Genomic DNA, 19,959 nt, shown 5'->3' with positions numbered 1-19,959 from the left:
CTGTTGCCGGTTGAACCGGGGTGATGGGGGGAGGGCGCGGCGGCGCCCGATATCGACATTATTGGGGCGCATCGCGCGCTTTCCAATCGTTAGTTTCTAACGGCGCGATTGAGGCGGGGCCGGAACACGCCCGACGGCGGCCCGCCGGATGCCGGCGCGCGGACGCGCGCCGGCGGAAGGGAGGCAGGTCAGGCGGCCGAGGCGGCGCGCTCGGCGGCTTCGATCGTGTTGATCAGCAGCATCGTGATGGTCATCGGGCCGACACCGCCCGGCACCGGCGTGATATGGCCGGCCACTTCCTTCACGCCCGCGAAGTCGACGTCGCCGCACAGCTTGCCCGCGTCGTCGCGGTTCATGCCGACGTCGATCACGGTCGCGCCCGGCTTCACCATGTCGGCCGTCAGGATGTTGCGCTTGCCGACCGCGGCGACGACGACGTCGGCCTGCCGCGTGTGCGCGGCGAGGTCGCGCGTCTTGCTGTGGCAGATTGTCACGGTCGCGCCCGCTTCGAGCAGCAGCATCGCCATCGGCTTGCCGACGATGTTCGAGCGGCCGATCACGACCGCGTTCGCGCCTTGCAGCGAGATGCCGTGGTCCTCGAACATCTTCATCACGCCGTACGGCGTGCACGGGCGGAACAGCGGCTTGCCGGTCATCAGCGCGCCCGCGTTCGCGACGTGGAAGCCGTCGACGTCCTTCTCCGGCGCGATTGCCTCGATCACCTTGTGGCTGTCGATGTGCTTCGGCAGCGGCAACTGGACGAGGATCCCGTGGATCTTCGGATCGCGGTTCAGTTCGTCGATGCGCGCGAGCAGGTCCGCTTCGGACAGCGACGCCGGATAGCGGTCCTTCAGCGAGAAGAAGCCGTTGTCCTCGCACGCCTTGATCTTGTTGCGCACATAGACTTCGCTGGCCGGGTTGTCGCCGACGAGGATCACCGCGAGGCCGGGCTGGTGGCCGCGGGCGGTCAGCGCGGCGGCGCGTTCGGCGGCCTGGGCGCGCAAGGTCTTCGAAAGGGCGTTGCCGTCGATGAGGAGGGCTGTCATGGTGGTGGGTTCTGCGGAAGTTGGAATGCGGGCGTGCGGCGCATCGGGGTGCGCCGCAGCAAAGCACGGAATTATACCGTCCGCCTGCCGCCGTCCGACAGCGAATGCGCGGGAAGCGTCATCGGCGGGCCGCCGGATCGCCGGCCGCCGGTCGCCGGCCGCCGAATGCAAACTCGCCGCCCCGCGGTCAGGCCGCGTCGCGCGGGGCGGAGGTGCGGGCCCGGCAGGCTCGCCAGGCCGCGAGGGGGCTCACGCCTGCTTCTTCGACAGCGCGAGGCGCAGCAGGTCGGCCACCGTGTTGACGTTGAGCTTTTCCATGATGTTCGCGCGGTGCGCTTCGACCGTCTTGATGCTGATGCCGAGATCGTCGGCGATCTGCTTGTTCAGGCGGCCGGCGATGATCCGCTCGAGCACCTGCTGCTCGCGGGCGGTCAGCTTCGACAGCCGCTCGCTCGCGGCGCGCTGTTCCTGGACGCTCTTGCTTTCGCTTCGGGCCTTGTCGAGCATCCGCTCGACGAGCTTGCGCAACTCCGCCTCGTCGAACGGCTTCTCGATAAAGTCCATCGCCCCCTTTTTCATCGTCGACACGGCCATCGGCACGTCGCCGTGACCCGTGACGAAGATGATCGGCAGCGCGGCGTTGTCGGCGATCAGGCGTTCCTGCAACTCGAGGCCGCTCATGCCGGACATCCGCACATCCAGGATCAGGCATGCGATCTGGCCGGCCTGCTGGGCAGGCTGGTACGCATCGAGGAACTGCTCGGCGCTCGAGAAGCACTGCACGCGATAGCCGTTCGCCTCCAGCAGCCAGCGCAGCGAGTCCCGCACGGCCTCGTCGTCGTCGACGACAAAGACGGTTTCCTGAGTGGTGGTGACAGGGCTATTCATAATTCTCCCGTAACGGTATGTGATGCCGATGCCTCGGACCCCCCTCGGCCCAGATCAGCGGGTTCCCCAATGGGCAGGCTGCAGTGGAACGTCGCGCCGGAGATGCGGCCATCCGCCTCGACGTTGTTGACCACCCACAGTCGCCCGCGATGCGATTCGATGATCGAGCGGCAGATGTTCAGCCCCATGCCCATGCCGTCGGACTTGGTGCTGTAGAACGGCTCGAACAGGCGCTCGGCGGTCGCCTCGTCGACGCCCGGACCCTGGTCGATCACGCGGATGTCGACGAAGCCCGCCTCCAGATCGGCGATCACGCGGATCACGCCGTCGGCCGATGCCGGCTTCACGTCGGCCATCGCTTCGGCCGCGTTCTTCATCAGGTTCACGAGCACCTGCTCGATCAGCACGGGGTCGACATAAATAATAGGCATTCTTGCGAGGATTTCCGTGACGATCCGGATCCTGCGCTTCCTGGCCTCGATTTCGGCGAGCCCGACCGCGTCGGCGACGATGTCCGCGACCCGGGCCGGCTGGCGCTTCGGCTCGCTGCGCTTCACGAATTCGCGGATCCGCTTGACGATCATCCCCGCGCGCAGCGCCTGCTGCGCGGTCTTCTCGAGCGCGGGCGCCAGCATTTCGTTGGTCGCGCGGCCGCTCTTGACCATCGCGAGCGTGCCCGAGCAGTAGTTGTTGATCGCCGCGAGCGGCTGGTTCAATTCGTGAGCAATCGACGACGCCATTTCGCCCATCGTCATCAATCGGCTCGTGAACTGCAGCTTCTCTTCCTGCTGGTGCGCGAGCTCCTGCGCCTTCTTGCGGGTCGTGATGTCGGTCGCGATCTGCATCTGCGCGAGGTGGCCGTCGACCCACTGGATGTACTGGCGGCGCACCTCGAACCACTTCTGGATGCTCTCGACGTAGACCTCCTGCGCGTCCGCGGTGCTGCCCGTCAGCGCGGCGGCCGGCAGGCCGGCGAAGGTGTCGACCATGTCGATCGAATCGGACGACGCCTGCGCGCGGTCGAAGCCGCCGCCGGACAGCTCGAGGTGGCCGTCCGGGCGGATGCCGAACAGGTGTCGGTAATAGCGGTTCGCGAACAGCAGCTCGGCTTCGTCGGCGGCGAGCACCGACACCGCGGCGTCGAGGCTCTCGAGCACCGTCGTGAAGCGCTCGTGCGCGGCGGCAAGTTCCTCGCGCGCGCGCTTCGGCTCGGTGATGTCCGTCATCGACGACATCCAGCCGGTCTGGCGGCCGGCGCTGTCGATCAGCGGCGACACGTACAGGCGCGCATGGAACAGCGTGCCGTTCTTGCGCCGCACGCGCAGCTCGAAGCCGGAGCTCGGCGCCTTGCCGCGCAGCGTCATGTCGAGCTGGCGCTGCATCTCGGGGTAGGAATCGCGCGGCCAGTACGGGAACGGCGCGACCTTGCCGACGAGGTCGCTCTCGTCCCAGCCGGTCATCCGGCAGAACGCCGGGTTCACGTGCGTGATGCGGCCGTGCATGTCGAGCACGCGCATGCCGATCAGCACCGAGTTCTCCATCGCGCGGCGGAAGAACGCCTCGGCGTACAGCGCCTGCTGCGCCTCGAAGCGCTGGCGGGTGTGCTTCCACAGGCTCCAGAGGCTCCACAGCACGAAGCACGACAGCCCCGCGACGAGCCAGACGAGCGTATTGTTGGTCAGGTTGGTGAGCTGCGGGAACGCGTAGACGCGCACGGTCAGGCCCTGGCCGGGCGGATCGAGCGGCAGGTCGTAGTGCGAGTCGCGCGGCAGGCGCGGGCGCGACGACGTCGACGACAGCTCGCGGTTGTTCGCGTCGGTGATCGAGATCTTGTATTTCGACGACAGCTCCTGCGGGATGTCGTGCTTCAGGATCCCTTCGACCGAGAACACGGCGGCGATCGAGCCGAGGTATTCGCGGTCGCCGCGCATCACGGGCGTCTGCAGCGTGATGTAGCCGTTGCCGAAGTCGTCGTAGACGAGCGGCGAATACGCTTGGCGGCGCGAGCTGCGCGCCTCGTCGTACGCGCCGCGCACCGCGTCCTGCATCTGCGCGTCGCCCGGCCGCGCGAGCCGCTGGCCGAGCACGGGCGGATGCACGGTCGGCCAGCGCTGCGTGCCCGGCGCCGTGTACCAGTTCAGGTAGAGGATTTCGGGATGCGTCTGCATCACGTCCGCGACCGCCATCTGGAACCCGTTCTGGTCGAGCCGGCCGGATGCGAGGTCGCGCGACAGCGCCTGGAGTTGCTCCTGCGCGCCCGTCATCGACAGGCGGATCTGCTGCTGCGCCCACGCGACATTGCGGAACAGCGTGTCTTCCTGCTGCTGCTGCTCGCGGCGGTTGAGGCTCCATAGAATGAGACTCATCACCACCAGGAACACGAGGATCGACAGGAGGGGCGTCAGCAAATAGGAATTGGACCACCACGGTCCGTGGTGCCAACGGGACGGCTGCGACTCTGCCGGCGGGCCCGACGGTCGCGCCGAGCGTGCGAAAAGCCGATCGGTCAACATGGCAGGATTGTAGCGCAGCGCTATTTATGGAAAACCTATACCGGATATGTTGAACGGAAACGGATTTGCTGCACGGCGACGCGCCGCGGAACCCCGAAACATGGGTGCGCCGCAGCAATATTTCGCATAGCGGGAAATGATCTCGTAATCCGAAAATTTTGTTGCGCGTGGCCGCACGTGCTCATTACAATCCGCTGGAGCTTGCCCGCAGCCGGTCGCGTCGCGTCGTCTGCACGAAGAGCGATCCTCACATTTCCGGACCAGGAGACGAGAATGTCCGCTGTACCTAACGAAGTGATGAAATATGTCGTCGCCGAGCGTGACGACGATCCGCAGGAAACCGTCGAATGGCTCGAGGCGCTCGACGGCGTGATCTCCTCCGTCGGCACTGGTCGTGCGCACTACCTGATCGAGAAGCAGATCGAATTCGCGCGCACGCGCGGCGAGCATCTGCCGTTCTCCGCGAACACCCCGTACATCAACACGATTCCGGTCGAAGCCCAGGCGAAGATTCCCGGCGACCAGGAACTCGAGCACACGATCCGCTCGTACACGCGCTGGAACGCACTGGCCATGGTGCTGCGCGCGGGCAAGGACACCAACGTCGGCGGCCACATCGCGTCGTTCGCATCGGCCGCGACGCTCTATGACGTCGGCTACAACCACTTCTGGCATGCGCCGTCCGAGCAGCACGGCGGCGACCTCGTGTTCGTGCAGGGCCACTCGTCGCCGGGCGTGTACTCGCGCGCGTTCCTGCTCGGCCGCCTGTCGGAAAACCAGCTCGACAACTTCCGCCAGGAAGTCGGCGGCAACGGCATCTCGTCGTACCCGCACCCGTGGCTGATGCCGGATTTCTGGCAGTTCCCGACCGTGTCGATGGGTCTCGGCCCGATCATGGCGATCTACCAGGCGCGCTTCATGAAGTACATCGAAGCGCGCGGCATCGCGAAGACGCAGGGCCGCAAGGTCTGGGCGTTCCTCGGCGACGGCGAGACCGACGAGCCGGAATCGCTCGGCGCGATCGGCATGGCGAGCCGCGAGAAGCTCGACAACCTCGTGTTCGTGATCAACTGCAACCTGCAGCGTCTCGACGGACCGGTGCGCGGCAACGGCAAGATCATCCAGGAACTGGAGTCGGAATTCCGCGGCGCCGGCTGGAACGTGATCAAGGTGATCTGGGGCAGCCGCTGGGATGCGCTGTTCGCGCGCGACAAGACGGGCGCGCTGATGCGCCGCATGATGGAAGTCGTCGACGGCGAGTACCAGACCTACAAGTCGGAATCGGGCGCGTTCGTCCGCGAGCACTTCTTCAACTCGCCGGAACTGAAGGCGCTCGTCGCCGACTGGTCCGATGACGACATCTGGGCGCTGAACCGCGGCGGCCACGATCCGCACAAGATCTACGCGGCGTTCCACGAAGCCAGCAACACGAAGGGCGCGCCGACCGTCATCCTCGCGAAGACCATCAAGGGCTACGGGATGGGCGAGTCCGGTCAGGCGATGAACATCACGCACCAGCAGAAGAAGCTGCCGGTCGAGCAACTGAAGAAGTTCCGCGACCAGTTCCGCCTGCCGATCACGGACGAGCAGATCGCCGACGTGCCGTACCTCAAGTTCGAGGAAGGCTCGAAGGAGCTCGAGTACATGCGCAAGCAGCGCATGGACCTAGGCGGCTACCTGCCGCAGCGCCGCGAGAAGGCGACGTCGCTGCCGGTGCCGGCGCTCGACGCGTTCGAGCCGCTGCTGAAGGGCACGGGCGAAGGCCGCGAGATCTCGACGACGATGGCGTTCGTGCGGATCCTGAACATCCTGCTGAAGGACAAGGCGCTCGGCAAGCGCGTCGTGCCGATCGTCCCGGACGAGTCGCGCACGTTCGGCATGGAAGGCCTGTTCCGCCAGATCGGCATCTGGAACCAGGAAGGCCAGAAGTACGTGCCGGAAGATTCCGACCAGCTGATGTTCTACAAGGAATCGGAAACCGGCCAGATCCTGCAGGAAGGCATCAACGAAGCGGGCGGCATGTGCGACTGGATCGCGGCGGCGACGTCGTACTCGACGCACGGCGAGATCATGGTGCCGTTCTACATCTTCTACTCGATGTTCGGCTTCCAGCGGATCGGCGACCTCGCATGGGCCGCGGGCGACATGCGCTCGCGCGGCTTCCTGCTGGGCGGCACCGCGGGCCGCACGACGCTGAACGGCGAAGGCCTGCAGCACGAGGACGGCCACTCGCTCCTGTGGGCGGCGTCGGTGCCGAACTGCGTGAGCTACGACCCGACCTTCGGCTACGAACTCGCGGTGATCATCCAGGACGGCCTGCGCCGCATGGTGCAGGACCAGGAAGACGTGTACTACTACGTCACGGTGATGAACGAGAACTACGAGCACCCGGCGATCCCGCAGGGCGAGCACGTGGCGGCCGACATCATCAAGGGCATGTACGCGTTCAAGAAGGCCGACGCCGACAAGAAGGCGCCGCGCGTCCAGCTGCTCGGCGCGGGCACGATCTTCAACGAAGTGATCGCCGCCGCCGACCTGCTGAAGAACGACTGGGGCGTCGCTGCCGACCTGTGGAGCGTGCCGAGCTTCACCGAGCTCGCGCGCGAAGGCCATGAAGTCGAGCGCTGGAACCTGCTCAATCCGACCGAGGAGCGCCGCCTGTCGCACGTGCAGAAGTGCCTGGCGGACACGCAGGGCCCGGTCATCGCGTCGACCGACTACGTGCGCGCGCTGGTCGACCAGATCCGCGGCCAGGTCGATCGCCGCTTCGTCGTGCTGGGCACCGACGGCTACGGCCGCTCGGACACCCGCGCGAACCTGCGTCACTTCTTCGAAGTCGACCGCTACTGGGTGACGGTCGCGGCGCTCAATGCGCTCGCGGACGAAGGCACGATCAACCGCAAGGTCGTCGCCGACGCGATCGCGAAGTACAACCTCGATCCGTCGAAGCCCAACCCGATGACCGTTTAACGCACACGCGCCGTGTGATGCCGCGCGCCGCCGCCGGGAGGGGCGCGCGCGGCCCTGGAGACACAAACAGATGAGTCAAGCGATCGAAGTGAAGGTGCCGGATATCGGCGATTACAAGGACGTGCCCGTCATCGAGGTGCTCGTGAAGGCGGGCGACACGGTCGAGCCCGAGCAGTCGCTCGTCACGCTCGAGTCGGACAAGGCGACGATGGACGTGCCGAGCCCGACGGCCGGCACGGTCAAGGAAGTGAAGGTGAAGGTGGGTGACTCCGTGTCGGAAGGCTCGCTGATCATCCTGCTCGAAGGCGGCGCAGCCGCGCAGCCGAACGGCGCGGCCGCGCCTGCCGCCGCACCGGTGGCAGCTGCGCCCGCAGCGGCTCCGGCAGCAGCGCCTGCGGCAGCCGGCGGCGGCACGCTCGAAGTGAAGGTGCCGGACATCGGCGACTACAAGGACGTGCCGGTGATCGAGATCGGCGTGAAGGTCGGCGACACGGTCGAGAAGGAACAGTCGCTCGTCACGCTCGAGTCGGACAAGGCGACGATGGACGTGCCGAGCCCGGCCGCCGGCGTCGTGAAGGGCATCCTGGTGAAGGTCGGCGATGCGGTGTCGGAAGGCTCGCTGATCGTGCTGCTCGAAGCGGCAGGCGCGCCGGCTGCTGCCGCGCCGCAGGCCAGCGCGCCGGCACCGGCGGCTGCGCCCGCACCGGCGCCCGCCGCACCGAAGGCTGCGCCGGCTCCGGCCGCTGCAGTGGCTCCGGCTCCTGCAGCTGCGCCGGCCGGCGAATACCGCGCCAGCCACGCATCGCCGTCGGTGCGCAAGTTCGCGCGCGAACTCGGCGTCGACGTGGCACGCGTGCAGGGCAGCGGTCCGAAGGCCCGCATCACGAAGGAAGACGTCACGAACTTCGTGAAGGGCGTGATGACGGGCCAGCGGGCGGCGCCGGTCGCAGCGGCCGCGCCGGCAGGCGGCGGCGAGCTGAACCTGCTGCCGTGGCCGAAGGTCGACTTCGCGAAGTTCGGCCCGTTCGAGGCGAAGCCGCTGTCGCGCATCAAGAAGATTTCGGGCGCGAACCTGCATCGCAACTGGGTGATGATCCCGCACGTCACGAACAACGACGAAGCGGACATCACCGACCTCGAAGCGCTGCGCGTTCAGCTGAACAAGGAGCATGAGAAGGCGGGCGTGAAGTTCACGATGCTCGCGTTCGTGATCAAGGCGGTCGTCGCCGCGCTGAAGAAGTTCCCGACCTTCAACGCGAGCCTCGACGGCGACAACCTCGTGTTCAAGCAGTACTACCACGTCGGTTTTGCCGCGGACACGCCGAACGGCCTCGTCGTGCCGGTGATCCGCGATGCGGACAAGAAGGGCCTCGTCGAGATCGCGAAGGAAATGAGCGATCTGTCGAAGGCGGCGCGCGAGGGCAAGCTGAAGCCGGACCAGATGCAAGGCGGCTGCTTCTCGATCTCGTCGCTCGGCGGGATCGGCGGCACCAACTTCACGCCGATCATCAATGCGCCGGAAGTGGCGATCCTCGGGTTGTCGCGCGGCCAGATGAAGCCGGTGTGGGACGGCAAGCAGTTCGTGCCGCGTCTCACGCTGCCGCTGTCGCTGTCGTACGACCATCGCGTGATCGACGGCGCGGAAGCCGCGCGGTTCAATGCTTATCTCGGCGCGCTCCTGGGCGACTTCCGTCGAGTGATTCTTTGATGAGCAGGGAGTCTCGCGGGGGCGTGGGTTTTCTGTCGGTTATCCGCGCCCTGTCGTTGAACCTGTTTTGCTAACGGTCTATTGGCGTCGCCCCTGCGCGGGGCGGCGGTCACTTTTCTTTGTCTTCCAAAGAAAAGTAACCAAAAGAAAGGCGCGTCCTTGGGCGGACGGCAAAGGTGGTCCTGCCCATGCCCCCGTTCTCCAGTCAAGCCGTAGCCAGGTTTATCTCGCGGGTTTCCCTCCGTCTGTCAGCAGCTAATCAAGAAGGGGACAGTACATGAGTCTCATCGAAGTCAAGGTTCCGGATATCGGCGATTTCAGCGGCGTCGATGTCATCGAAGTCAATGTCCAACCGGGCGACGTGATCGAAAAAGAGCAAACGCTCGTCACGCTCGAATCGGACAAGGCCTCCATGGAAGTGCCGAGCGACGTCGCCGGCACCGTCAAGGAAATCAAGGTCAAGGCCGGCGACAAGGTCTCGCAAGGCACCGTGATCGCAATCGTCGAAGCCGCTGCCGCTGCCGCGGCGCCCGCGAAGGCGGCCGAGCCGGCCAAGCCGGCGGCGCCGGCCGCCGCGCCCACAGCCGCTCCGGCGGCTGCGCCGCAGGCAGGCAGCTATGCCGGCGCCGCCGACATCGAGTGCGACATGCTCGTACTCGGCGCCGGCCCCGGCGGCTACTCGGCCGCGTTCCGCGCAGCCGATCTCGGCATGAAGACCGTGCTCGTCGAACGCTATTCGACGCTCGGCGGCGTGTGCCTGAACGTCGGCTGCATCCCGTCGAAGGCGCTGCTGCACACCGCGCTCGTCATCGACGAAGCGGAAGCGCTCGCGTCGCACGGCATCTCGTTCGGCAAGCCGGAAATCAATCTCGACAAGCTGCGCGACTTCAAGTCGGGCGTCGTGAAGAAGCTGACGACGGGCCTCGCCGGCATGGCGAAAGCGCGCAAGGTCGAGGTCGTGACGGGCGTCGGTGCGTTCGTCGATCCGTATCACATGGAAGTGCAGGGCGACGGCGGCAAGAAGGTCGTGAAGTTCAAGCAGGCGATCATCGCGGCCGGCTCGCAGTCGGTGAAGCTGCCGTTCCTGCCGGATGATCCGCGCATCGTCGATTCGACCGGCGCGCTCGAGCTGCGCCAGCAACCGAAGCGGATGCTCGTGATCGGCGGCGGCATCATCGGCCTCGAAATGGCCACCGTCTATGCGACGCTCGGCGCCGAGATCGACGTCGTCGAAATGCTCGACAACCTGATGAACGGCGCGGACCGCGACCTCGTCAAGGTCTGGGAAAAGTACAACGCGAAGCGCTTCGGCAACGTGATGCTGAAGACCAAGACGGTCGGCGCGGAAGCGAAGGAAGACGGCATCTACGTGAAGTTCGAGGGCGAGAAGGCGCCGGCGGAGCCGCAGCGCTACGACCTCGTGCTGGTGGCGGTCGGCCGCAGCCCGAACGGCAAGAAGATCGGCGCCGAGAACGCGGGCGTCGCCGTCACGGATCGCGGCTTCATCGACGTCGACAGGCAGATGCGCACCAACGTGCCGCACATCTTCGCGATCGGCGACGTCGTCGGTCAGCCGATGCTCGCGCACAAGGCCGTGCACGAAGGCCACGTCGCAGCGGAAGCGGCGCACGGCGAGAAGGCCTACTTCGATGCGCTGCAGATCCCGTCGGTCGCATACACCGATCCGGAAGTGGCGTGGGCCGGCAAGACGGAAGAGCAGTGCAAGGCCGAAGGCATCAAGTACGGCAAGGCGGTGTTCCCGTGGGCCGCGTCGGGTCGCGCGATCGCGAACGGCCGCGACGAAGGCTTCACGAAGCTGATCTTCGACGAGGAAACCCATCGCGTGATCGGCGGCGGCATCGTCGGCCTGAACGCGGGCGACCTGATCAGCGAAGTGTGCCTGGCCGTCGAAATGGGCGCGGACGCGGAAGACATCGGCAAGACGATCCACCCGCACCCGACGCTCGGCGAATCGGTCGGCATGGCAGCCGAACTGTACGAAGGCGTCTGCACGGACCTGCCGCCGCAGCGCAAGAAGTAACGCATCGCTGCAATGCCGCCGGCGCCGTCGTGCGCCGGCCCGGCAAGAACGGCGCTTCCCGCCAATCGGGGAAGCGCCGTTTTTTTTGTTTGTTCAGGCGCGGGCGGGGCGACTGTGTCCGGATGATCGCGCGAGGAGCGGATGCACCGGGGCCGACAGGGCCGCCGAACGCCCGCGGCGCATCGGTCACGCCCCAAAAAAGAAAAAGCCGCGCTGAGCGCGGCCTTTCCGGAGCGACAGAAACGCTGAGGCTTATGCAGCCGGCTTGGTTGCGCGGCGCGATGCAGCGGCGCTGGCAGCCTTCGTCGCAACGGCGGCGGCGGCGTTGAAGTTCGTTTCAGCGATCTCGACCGCTTGCTTCGCAGCCTTCTGCACGGTTTCGTACGTCGTGCTCGCGGCGTTCAGCGCCGACTTCAGCGCGGCGACGGCCGTTTCCGAACCGGCCGGCGCGTTCTTCGCGACGTTGTCGACGAGTGCCTGGACCTTCTTGTTCTGCTCTTCGTACTGCGCTTCCGCGACCTTCGCGAATTCAGCCTGCGTGGCCGACGCGATTTCATACACGTGACGGCCGTATGCCAGCGCCTTTTCCGCGACCGGCTGCGTGAGGCTCGCCTGCAGCGCGATCAGTTCCTGTGCATCCTTCACCGACAGCAGGCGCTGTGCGTTTTCCTGCGTCTCGGCGAGCGTCGACTTCACGACTTGCAGGTTCAGTTCGATCAGCTTTTCGATGCCTTCGAACGCCGTCGTGGTCAGACCGAACAGGCTTTCGAGGTTGGCTTTCTGTGCGGCGGCGATTTGCTCGGGGGTCAGCAAAGACATGTCAAGCTCCTGAAAGGCGATCGCGACGATCGCAAGGATAAAGGGCACTACGCTGGGGAACCACGGATGCGCGCGCTTTGTGCAACGCAGCAATGGAACCTATTTTAGGGCAGACGAAGCCAATGTCAAGCAATTTTTGTGCGTTGCACAATCGTGACAATTTATCGACAAAACAACGAGTTATCGTCACGTTAAGGAAACGGTTCCACGCACTTTCCCACATGGTGCGCACGCACCTCGCGCACGCCGGCCGCACCACGATCGCGCGCAAGTAAACCTGACAGGGGGGTGGAACGTTGTCCTCTTGTTCTTGTCGAAAAGCGCGCCGTTTCGTGCGGCCGGGGCGAAGTGCCTTCGTCGCGGCCGACACGCGCGCAGTATGGCGCTCCGAGCGCCGGATACGTAGTTTCCCCGCTTTAAATTGCCCTGAAAGTGACGTTATCTCAATTAACCGAGCGGTAATCGGGAGACGAGCACTGTGGGGCTGTGCACCCGTCATGATTTTTTTTGATGGGGGCGGGGGTGTCGATCGATCAAAGCTTCGACGACGCTTACAATCCGGTTTAAAGACGATCGGTAAGTGCCTAATATTGCTTATTTTTTCAGCCTTAACTACACTTGCGGAAACCTCCCGCCGCTTTGTCCAGACCCCAATGAAAGCCGAATCGTTTTCACCGCGCAGAATGTTGCAGAGCATGGCGCTCGGCACGGCGGTGTCGGTCGCCGTCGCCTTGCTGGCGGCCACCGTCACCATGACGCCTACTGACGCCTTTGCCGCCACTGCGAAGACCCACCAAGCCGCCAAGAAGAAAGCGACCGCTTCGTCCGCGAAGAAGTCGGTGAAATCGGCGTCCGCCGACGACGTGCCGCGCGCGAAGTCGGTGCGCAAGCGCGCAACCCTTGCCGCGAACGTGCGCCACCACGGCGCGGTGCGCCGGGTCGCGTTCCAGCCGCGCCAGCCGTCCGTCGGCCAGGCGTTCGGGCTGCACGACACGCCCGATTCGCTCGCGCTGCGCTCGAGCGTCGCGTACGTCGTCGACCAGAACAGCGGCGAGCCGCTGTTCGACAAGAATTCGCATGCGGTCGTGCCGATCGCGTCGATCACGAAGCTGATGACGGCGATGGTCGTGCTCGACTCGAAGCTGCCGCTGACCGACCAGATCGAAGTCACCGACGAGGACCGCGACTACGAGAAGGGCACGGGTTCGCGCCTGTCGGTCGGCTCGGTGCTGTCGCGCGAAGACATGCTGCACATCGCGCTGATGGCGTCCGAGAATCGCGCCGCGGCGTCGATGTCGCGCTACTACCCGGGCGGCCGTCCGGCGTTCATCGCGGCGATGAACGCAAAGGCGAAGACGCTCGGCATGGCCGACACGCATTTCGAGAACTCGACCGGGCTGTCGAGCCAGAACGTGTCGAGCGCGCGCGACCTCGTGAAGATGGTCAACGCGGCGTACCAGTATCCGCTGATCCGCAAGTTCTCGACCGATCGCAGCTACGAGGTGAACACGGGCAAGCGGAACCTGGCCTACAACAGCACGAACGCGCTGATTCGCGGCAACAACTCGTGGGACATCGGCCTGCAGAAGACCGGCTTCATCAACGAAGCCGGCGAGTGCCTCGTGATGCAGGCGACGATCCATGGTCATCCGATGGTGATGGTGCTGCTGGATTCGTTCGGCAAGTACTCGCGCTTCGCCGATGCGGCGCGCCTGCGCAACTGGCTCGACGCCGGCGGCGGCGAGCGCCTGACGGCGGCCAACGCGCCGAACGGCGGCACCTGATCCGGCTGGGGCGGCGTCGATGCCGCCACACGCAGCAGACAGCAAAAAGCCCCGCAAAACGCGGGGCTTTTTTTCGTCCGATGAGTCGCGTGGCGGCGGTTCAGGCCTGCCGCTGCAGGCCGTCCAGTTCCTTCGCGTTTTCCGGCCGGTAGCCGAGCGATTCCGAGATGGTCAGCGCGGTGCGGCTCAGCTGGCCGAGCCACGCGTCCTGCAGGCGATCGGCCGGCGCCGACAGCGACAGCCCCGCGACGAGCTTGCCCGAGTCGTCGTAAATGCCCGCCGCGATGCAGCGCACGCCCAGCTCCAGCTCCTCGTTGTCGCGTGCGCACGATTGCTGGCGCACGATCGTCAGTTCACGCTCGAGCTTCGTGATGTCCGTGATGCTGTTCTGCGTGTGGCCGGCGAGCCCCGTGCGCGTCGCATACGCGCGCACCCGCGTCGTTTCGTCGGCCGCGAGGAACAGCTTGCCGACCGACGTCAGGTGCAGCGGCGCGCGTCCGCCGATCGCGCGCACGACCTGCATCCCGGAGCGCTCCGAATAGGCCCGCTCGATGTAGACGATCTCGTCGCCTTGACGCACCGACAGGTTCACCGTCTGCCCGGTGAGGCGGTGCAGCTCGCGCATCGGCATCAGCGCCGCGTCGCGCACCGACAGGCGCGCCTTCACGAGGTTGCCGAGCTCGAGCAGCCGCATCCCGAGACGGTACGTGCCCGGATCGGAGCGGTCGACCAGCCGGCAGGTCACCATGTCGTTGAGGATACGGTGCGCGGTCGACGGATGCAGCTCGGTGCGCTGCGCCAGTTCTTTCAGGCTGACGGGGTCGCTGTGCGCGGCGAGCGCGTCCAGCAGCCGCATCATGCGTTCGATCACCTGGATCGACGTTTTGGAATCCGGGGTCGGGTTGGTCATGTCGGGGAATCGGTTGCTGCGTCATGCGCTGTTGCGCCGATTGTATCTCGTATAGTGAAAAAAGCGAACGGCGTTCGAGGAAGTCCTCGCATGGGTTCTAGGCGGCCGGGCCGCGCGCGCCGGCGTTGGTCTTGCCGGGCAAACGGCGGATAATGAGAGCCGTTTTCTCGAAGGAGCGCCTATGCGAGTCGGTTTGTTCGTGACCTGTCTGGTCGATCTGATGCGTCCCGAAATCGGTTTTTCCGCGCTCAAGCTGATCCGCGATGCGGGCTTCGAGGTGATCGTGCCGCCCGCGCAAACCTGCTGCGGACAGCCGGCCTACAACTCCGGCGACCGCGCGCTCGCGCGCGATCTCGCCGAGAAGACGCTGCGCGAGTTCGAGCAGTTCGACTACGTCGTCGCGCCGTCGGGCTCGTGCGGCGGGATGATCCGCACGCACTACGGCGACCTGTTTCGCGACGATCCCGAATTGATGGGGCGCTATTCCCGATTCCAGCAAAAGGTGTATGAACTGACCGACTTCCTCGCGAACGTCGCGAAGGTCACGCTCGAACGCGGCGAATTCGCGGGTCCGGTCACGTACCACGATTCGTGCTCGGGGCTGCGCGAGCTCGGCGTGAAAGCGCAGCCGCGGGCGCTGCTCGCGCAACGCGGCGTGGCGGTCACCGAGATGAAGGACTGCGAGCACTGCTGTGGCTTCGGCGGCACGTTCGCGGTCAAGTACGGCGACATCTCGACGGCGATCGCGGACGAGAAATGCGCGAATGTGCGCGCCTCGGGCGCGGGCGCCGTCGTGCTCGGCGATCTCGGCTGCATGCTGAACATCGAAGGGCGGTTGCGCCGCACCGGCGACCGCGACACGCGCGTGCTGCACATCGCGCAGGTGCTGGCGGGCGACGTCTGACGCCCGGGTCCGCTCACTTTTCCCCCGATACCGCGATGCAAGTTCAATCGATGCATTTCAAGGCGCGCGCCGGCCAGAAGCTGGCCGACCAGCGCCTGCAGCAGAACCTGAAGAAGCTGTCGACGAAGTTCGTGTCCGCGCGGGCCGACGCGATGACGCAGATCGACTTCCCGGCGACGCGCGCGGCGCTCAAGGCGCGCCGCAATCGCGCGCTCGAGAACCTCGACGTGTGGCTCGATGCGTTCGAACGGGAGGCGACGCGGCGCGGCACGACGGTGCTGTTCGCGGAAACGACGGCCGACGCGGCGCGCCTCGTCGCCGACATCGCGCGCCGTCACGACGTGAAGAAGGTCATCAAGACCAAGTCGATGGTGTCCGAGGAAATGCGCTTGAACGAGGTGCTCGGCCAGCTGGGCGTGCAGTCGATCGAGACGGATCTCGGCGAGTACATCCTGCAGATCAACGACAACGAGCCGCCGAGCCACATCATCGCGCCCGTCGTGCACAAGGACAAGGACGAGATCGCCGACCTGTTCGCGCGCACCCATCACCGCGAGCGCCTGACCGAGATTCCCGACATGACGCGCGAGGCGCGCGAGGTGCTGCGTCCGCATTTCCTGTCGGCCGACATGGGCGTGACGGGCGGCAACTTCGTGATTGCCGAGACGGGCTCGGTCGCGCTCGTCACGAACGAGGGCAACGAGGGGATGTGCACGGTGATGCCGCGCGTGCACGTCGCCGTGACCGGCATCGAGAAGGTGCTGCCGACGCTCGAGGATCTCGCGACCGCGATGCGCCTGCTGCCGCGCTCGGCGACCGGTCAGAAGACGTCGAACTATTTCTCGCTGCTGACCGGGCCGCGCGGGCCGGGCGACGAGGACGGTCCGGAGCACATGTACGTGGTGCTCGTCGACGGCGGCCGCACCGGCCTCATCGGCGGCGAATTCCAGGAGATGCTGCGCTGCATTCGCTGCGGCGCTTGCATGAACCATTGCCCGGTGTATCAGAAGGTCGGCGGCCACACCTATGGCTGGGTCTATCCGGGGCCGATGGGGTCGGTGCTGACGCCGAGCTATGTCGGCCTCGACCGCGCGCTCGACCTGCCGCAGGCGGCGACGCTGTGCGGCGAGTGCGACAGCGTCTGCCCGGTGGGTATCCCGCTGTCGCACCTGCTGCGCACGCTGCGCGAGAAGCAGGTCGAGCGCCATCTGCGGCCGTGGCGCGAGCGCGCGGCGCTGGCCGCGTGGGGCTTCGTCGCGCGCCGCCCGACGCTCTATGCGCTGACGACGAAACTTGCAGTGCGCATCCTCGAGCGGCTCGGCGGCAGGGGCGGCATGCTGCGGCGCCTGCCGATGATGGGTGGCTGGATGGCGACACGCGACCTGCCGGTGCCGACCGGGCGCACGTTCCGCGAACTGTACGCCGCGTCGCGCAGCCATCTCGGCTGAACGCCGCGCGACTGTTCATCCGGCAGCAACACTGAGTTCACTATTTACGTATTTATCTTGATAGATGCGGTCTATAGAATCTGGCCTGTAGTCCCCGGGAGAGGGTTCCGGGGACGTCAGGTCAAGGAGGTCGCATCATGAAAAAGACAATATCGATGTACTGGCCGTTGGCGATCGTCGTGCCGCTCGCGGCTGCCGCTTATCTGCATGCCGTCGGCGACGCGCCGTCGCGGGGGCCGCTCGCGGTTCACCAGGCATCCGCCGAGCTGGCGCGCGCCGTGTCGTTCGGGCTCGTCGGCGACGTGGCGAAGCCGTTGCCTGCCGCCGGCAGTGTCGTGCTCGCGGCGCCCAAGGCGCTTTGACGCAGGTCGCCGTCGCGTGCAGCGACGGCGCAATTCCGGGCGCCTTTGTATAATGACGCGTTCTTCGTTTGCGCGGTTCGCCGCGGCCTTCCGGTAGTGCGATGACCCGCGTTGCGATCTGTTTCGTCTGTCTCGGCAACATCTGCCGTTCCCCGACCGCCGAGGGCGTGATGCGCCATCAGGTGGAAGCTGCCGGGCTGGCGGACCGGATCGATGTCGATTCGGCCGGCACCGGCGACTGGCACGTCGGCGAGCCGCCCGACGCCCGCGCCCAGGCGGCAGCGCGTACGCGCGGCTACGACCTGTCGGCGCTGCGCGCGCGGCAGGTGAGCGCAGCCGATTTCGAGCGCTTCGACCTGCTGCTGGCGATGGACGAGGCCAATCTCGCGGAATTGCACCGGCGCTGTCCCGCGCAGTATCGCGACAAGGTGCGGCTGCTGATGGAATTCGCGGCCGGCGCGACGGCGTCCGAGGTCGCCGACCCTTATTTCGGCGGCGCGCAGGGCTTCGAGCAGGTGCTCGACCAGTGCGAGGCCGCGTGCCGCGGCCTGCTGGACACGCTGCGCCAGCGCGCGCCGCGCTGACTTCGGCCGGTTTTCATTAACCGCTTCGCGAATACCCTGTCGAAGACAGGGATACTTGACTAAATTCGTCAAATATTTATACTTGACCAAAATCGTCAAGATTGCAGTCCCCTAACACCACCATGAGACTCACCACCAAAGGCCGTTTCGCCGTCACGGCGATGATTGACTTGGCACTGCGCCAGGAGCAGGGCCCGGTGACGCTTGCAGGCATCAGCCAGCGCCAGCGGATTTCGCTCTCGTACCTCGAACAGCTGTTCGGCAAGCTGCGCAGACACGAAATTGTCGAGTCCGTGCGCGGACCGGGCGGCGGCTACAACCTCGCGCGCCGCGCACAGGACGTCACCGTCGCCGACATCATCATCGCGGTCGACGAACCGCTCGATGCCACGCAGTGCGGCGGCAAGGGCACGTGCGACGGCTCGAAGCAGCCCGACGGCCACTGCATGACGCACGAGCTGTGGGCGACGCTGAACCAGAAAATGGTCGAATACCTCGATTCGGTCTCGCTGCAGGATCTCGTCGATCAGCAGCGCACGCGCGAGGGCGCGCCCGCGGTGCTGCGCGACCGGCGCGCGCCGGAGCCCGTCGCCGCGCCCGCCGAGCCGGTGCGCACGATGCCGCTCGGCCCGAATTCGGTGTTCAACATCGCGAGTTCGTGAGCGAGAAGCCAGCCCGCTGACACCCTACAACGCATAGTCCCTGCACAGAATACCCGGAGCGACAGATGACCCAAGAGACTCTCCACCTGCCCATCTACATGGATTACAGCGCGACGACGCCGGTTGATCCGCGCGTGGTCGACAAGATGGTGCCGTACCTGCGCGAGCAGTTCGGCAACCCGGCGTCGCGCAGCCACGCATACGGCTGGGACGCGGAGCGCGCAGTCGAAGAGGCGCGCGAGCAGGTGGCCGCGCTCGTGAACGCCGATCCGCGCGAGATCATCTGGACGTCCGGCGCGACCGAATCGGACAACCTCGCGATCAAGGGCGCCGCGAATTTCTACAAGGGCAAGGGCAAGCACATCATCACGGTGAAGACCGAGCACAAGGCCGTGCTCGACACCTGCCGCGAGCTCGAGCGCGACGGCTTCGAAGTCACCTACCTGGACGTGAAGGAAGACGGCCTGGTCGACCTCGACGTGTTCAAGGCCGCGCTGCGCCCGGACACGATCCTCGTGTCGGTGATGCACGTCAACAACGAGATCGGCGTGATCCAGGACATCGAGACGATCGGCGAGATCTGCCGCGAGAAGGGCATCGTGTTCCACGTCGACGCCGCGCAGGCGACCGGCAAGGTCGAGATCGACCTTGCGAAGCTGAAGGTCGACCTGATGTCGTTCTCCGCGCACAAGACCTACGGCCCGAAGGGCATCGGCGCGCTGTACGTGCGCCGCAAGCCGCGCGTGCGCATCGAAGCGCAGATGCACGGCGGCGGACATGAGCGCGGGATGCGCTCGGGCACGCTGCCGACGCACCAGATCGTCGGCATGGGCGAGGCGTTCCGCATCGCCCGCGAAGAAATGGCGACCGAGAACGAGCGCGTCCGCATGCTGCGCGACAAGCTGCTGCGCGGCCTGTCGCAGATCGAGGAAACGTATGTGAACGGTGACATGGAGCACCGTATCCCGCATAACCTGAACATCAGCTTCAACTTCGTCGAAGGCGAGTCGCTGATCATGGCGATCAAGGACGTCGCGGTGTCGTCGGGCTCCGCGTGCACGTCGGCTTCGCTTGAGCCGTCGTACGTGCTGCGCGCGCTTGGCCGCAACGACGAGCTCGCGCACAGCTCGATCCGCTTCACGGTCGGCCGCTTCACGACGGAGCAGGAGGTGGACTACGTGGTCAATCTGCTGAACAGCAAGATCGCGAAGCTGCGCGAACTGTCGCCGCTTTGGGAAATGCACCAGGAAGGCATCGATCTGTCGACGATCGAATGGGCCGCGCACTGAACACCGCATTGAATACACATGCGGGCGGATT

Annotated in this window: 15 protein-coding genes; 10 read left to right on the top strand and 5 right to left on the bottom strand. The window is 65.9% G+C overall.

Annotation, left to right across the window (positions count from 1 at the left end; translation table 11 throughout):
- Positions 1-188: 188 nt before the first annotated feature.
- The 3 genes from folD to fixL all read right to left on the bottom strand — a co-directional run bounded on the left by folD (position 189) and on the right by fixL (position 4,447).
- Entirely contained in the window at positions 189-1,046 is an 858-nt protein-coding gene (folD, locus tag B7P44_RS11660; protein WP_084904139.1) for a bifunctional methylenetetrahydrofolate dehydrogenase/methenyltetrahydrofolate cyclohydrolase FolD, read from the bottom strand.
- 249 nt (positions 1,047-1,295) lie between these two features.
- A complete protein-coding gene (fixJ, locus tag B7P44_RS11655) occupies positions 1,296-1,934 on the bottom strand; it encodes an oxygen response regulator transcription factor FixJ (protein ID WP_006493245.1) in 639 nt (212 codons plus the stop codon).
- Complete coding sequence (gene fixL, locus B7P44_RS11650) at positions 1,931-4,447, bottom strand: oxygen sensor histidine kinase FixL (protein ID WP_084904135.1); 2,517 nt, start codon at positions 4,445-4,447, stop codon at positions 1,931-1,933. The genes fixJ and fixL overlap by 4 nt, the downstream gene beginning before the upstream one ends.
- Before the next feature lie 273 nt (positions 4,448-4,720).
- Between fixL and aceE the strand changes: the two genes are divergently transcribed.
- From aceE to lpdA, 3 genes are all read left to right on the top strand, one after another.
- Complete coding sequence (gene aceE / locus B7P44_RS11645) at positions 4,721-7,417, top strand: pyruvate dehydrogenase (acetyl-transferring), homodimeric type (protein WP_084904133.1); 2,697 nt, start codon at positions 4,721-4,723, stop codon at positions 7,415-7,417.
- 70 nt (positions 7,418-7,487) lie between these two features.
- On the top strand, positions 7,488-9,125 hold the full coding sequence (gene aceF, locus B7P44_RS11640) for a dihydrolipoyllysine-residue acetyltransferase (RefSeq protein ID WP_084904130.1): 1,638 nt from the start codon (positions 7,488-7,490) through the stop codon (positions 9,123-9,125).
- 277 nt (positions 9,126-9,402) lie between these two features.
- The gene (gene lpdA, locus B7P44_RS11635; protein ID WP_084904127.1) at positions 9,403-11,166 is read left to right on the top strand and encodes a dihydrolipoyl dehydrogenase; all 1,764 of its coding nucleotides are present in this window, start codon (positions 9,403-9,405) and stop codon (positions 11,164-11,166) included.
- A gap of 252 nt (positions 11,167-11,418) precedes the next feature.
- On the opposite strand, the gene B7P44_RS11630 is transcribed toward lpdA, so the two are convergent.
- Positions 11,419-11,985, bottom strand: coding sequence for a phasin family protein (locus tag B7P44_RS11630; protein WP_084904125.1), 567 nt, complete (start codon positions 11,983-11,985; stop codon positions 11,419-11,421).
- 653 nt (positions 11,986-12,638) lie between these two features.
- On the opposite strand from B7P44_RS11630, the gene pbpG reads away from it, so the two are divergent.
- On the top strand, positions 12,639-13,769 hold the full coding sequence (gene pbpG / locus B7P44_RS11625; RefSeq protein ID WP_084904121.1) for a D-alanyl-D-alanine endopeptidase: 1,131 nt from the start codon (positions 12,639-12,641) through the stop codon (positions 13,767-13,769).
- A gap of 100 nt (positions 13,770-13,869) precedes the next feature.
- On the opposite strand, the gene B7P44_RS11620 is transcribed toward pbpG, so the two are convergent.
- A complete protein-coding gene (locus B7P44_RS11620; RefSeq protein ID WP_084904118.1) occupies positions 13,870-14,679 on the bottom strand; it encodes an IclR family transcriptional regulator in 810 nt (269 codons plus the stop codon).
- Positions 14,680-14,860: 181 nt separating this feature from the next.
- Between B7P44_RS11620 and B7P44_RS11610 the strand changes: the two genes are divergently transcribed.
- The 6 genes from B7P44_RS11610 to B7P44_RS11585 all read left to right on the top strand — a co-directional run bounded on the left by B7P44_RS11610 (position 14,861) and on the right by B7P44_RS11585 (position 19,928).
- Positions 14,861-15,583: a (Fe-S)-binding protein gene (locus B7P44_RS11610; protein WP_084904114.1), complete on the top strand. Its 723-nt coding sequence runs from the start codon at positions 14,861-14,863 to the stop codon at positions 15,581-15,583.
- Between the two features lie 35 nt (positions 15,584-15,618).
- A complete protein-coding gene (locus B7P44_RS11605) occupies positions 15,619-17,031 on the top strand; it encodes a lactate utilization protein B (RefSeq protein ID WP_084904111.1) in 1,413 nt (470 codons plus the stop codon).
- A gap of 137 nt (positions 17,032-17,168) precedes the next feature.
- Positions 17,169-17,393 (top strand): hypothetical protein, encoded by a 225-nt coding sequence (locus B7P44_RS11600; protein ID WP_084904108.1) that lies wholly within the window; start codon positions 17,169-17,171, stop codon positions 17,391-17,393.
- Positions 17,394-17,494: 101 nt separating this feature from the next.
- A complete protein-coding gene (locus tag B7P44_RS11595; RefSeq protein ID WP_084904104.1) occupies positions 17,495-17,977 on the top strand; it encodes a low molecular weight protein-tyrosine-phosphatase in 483 nt (160 codons plus the stop codon).
- Positions 17,978-18,099: 122 nt separating this feature from the next.
- Entirely contained in the window at positions 18,100-18,639 is a 540-nt protein-coding gene (gene iscR, locus B7P44_RS11590) for a Fe-S cluster assembly transcriptional regulator IscR (protein ID WP_042584372.1), read from the top strand.
- 65 nt (positions 18,640-18,704) lie between these two features.
- Positions 18,705-19,928 (top strand): IscS subfamily cysteine desulfurase, encoded by a 1,224-nt coding sequence (locus tag B7P44_RS11585; RefSeq protein WP_059749944.1) that lies wholly within the window; start codon positions 18,705-18,707, stop codon positions 19,926-19,928.
- Positions 19,929-19,959 lie beyond the last annotated feature (31 nt).

It is taken from the genome of Burkholderia ubonensis subsp. mesacidophila (genome assembly GCF_002097715.1).
Lineage (GTDB): Bacteria > Pseudomonadota > Gammaproteobacteria > Burkholderiales > Burkholderiaceae > Burkholderia > Burkholderia mesacidophila.
The sequence above is the reverse complement of the archived record's forward strand: the minus strand, read 5'-3'. Positions and strand labels throughout refer to the sequence as shown.

Bases quoted from the DNA above. Each gene is read 5' to 3' on its own strand.
- fixJ (WP_006493245.1), bottom strand. From the start codon at position 1,934: ATGAATAGCCCTGTCACCACCACTCAGGAAACCGTCTTTGTCGTCGAC.
- B7P44_RS11620 (WP_084904118.1), bottom strand. From the start codon at position 14,679: ATGACCAACCCGACCCCGGATTCCAAAACGTCGATCCAGGTGATCGAA.
- B7P44_RS11595 (WP_084904104.1), top strand. From the start codon at position 17,495: ATGACCCGCGTTGCGATCTGTTTCGTCTGTCTCGGCAACATCTGCCGT.
- B7P44_RS11585 (WP_059749944.1), top strand. From the start codon at position 18,705: ATGACCCAAGAGACTCTCCACCTGCCCATCTACATGGATTACAGCGCG.
- iscR (WP_042584372.1), top strand. From the start codon at position 18,100: ATGAGACTCACCACCAAAGGCCGTTTCGCCGTCACGGCGATGATTGAC.
- aceE (WP_084904133.1), top strand. From the start codon at position 4,721: ATGTCCGCTGTACCTAACGAAGTGATGAAATATGTCGTCGCCGAGCGT.
- folD (WP_084904139.1), bottom strand. From the start codon at position 1,046: ATGACAGCCCTCCTCATCGACGGCAACGCCCTTTCGAAGACCTTGCGC.
- pbpG (WP_084904121.1), top strand. From the start codon at position 12,639: ATGAAAGCCGAATCGTTTTCACCGCGCAGAATGTTGCAGAGCATGGCG.
- lpdA (WP_084904127.1), top strand. From the start codon at position 9,403: ATGAGTCTCATCGAAGTCAAGGTTCCGGATATCGGCGATTTCAGCGGC.
- B7P44_RS11610 (WP_084904114.1), top strand. From the start codon at position 14,861: ATGCGAGTCGGTTTGTTCGTGACCTGTCTGGTCGATCTGATGCGTCCC.
- B7P44_RS11630 (WP_084904125.1), bottom strand. From the start codon at position 11,985: ATGTCTTTGCTGACCCCCGAGCAAATCGCCGCCGCACAGAAAGCCAAC.
- fixL (WP_084904135.1), bottom strand. From the start codon at position 4,447: ATGTTGACCGATCGGCTTTTCGCACGCTCGGCGCGACCGTCGGGCCCG.
- B7P44_RS11605 (WP_084904111.1), top strand. From the start codon at position 15,619: ATGCAAGTTCAATCGATGCATTTCAAGGCGCGCGCCGGCCAGAAGCTG.
- aceF (WP_084904130.1), top strand. From the start codon at position 7,488: ATGAGTCAAGCGATCGAAGTGAAGGTGCCGGATATCGGCGATTACAAG.
- B7P44_RS11600 (WP_084904108.1), top strand. From the start codon at position 17,169: ATGAAAAAGACAATATCGATGTACTGGCCGTTGGCGATCGTCGTGCCG.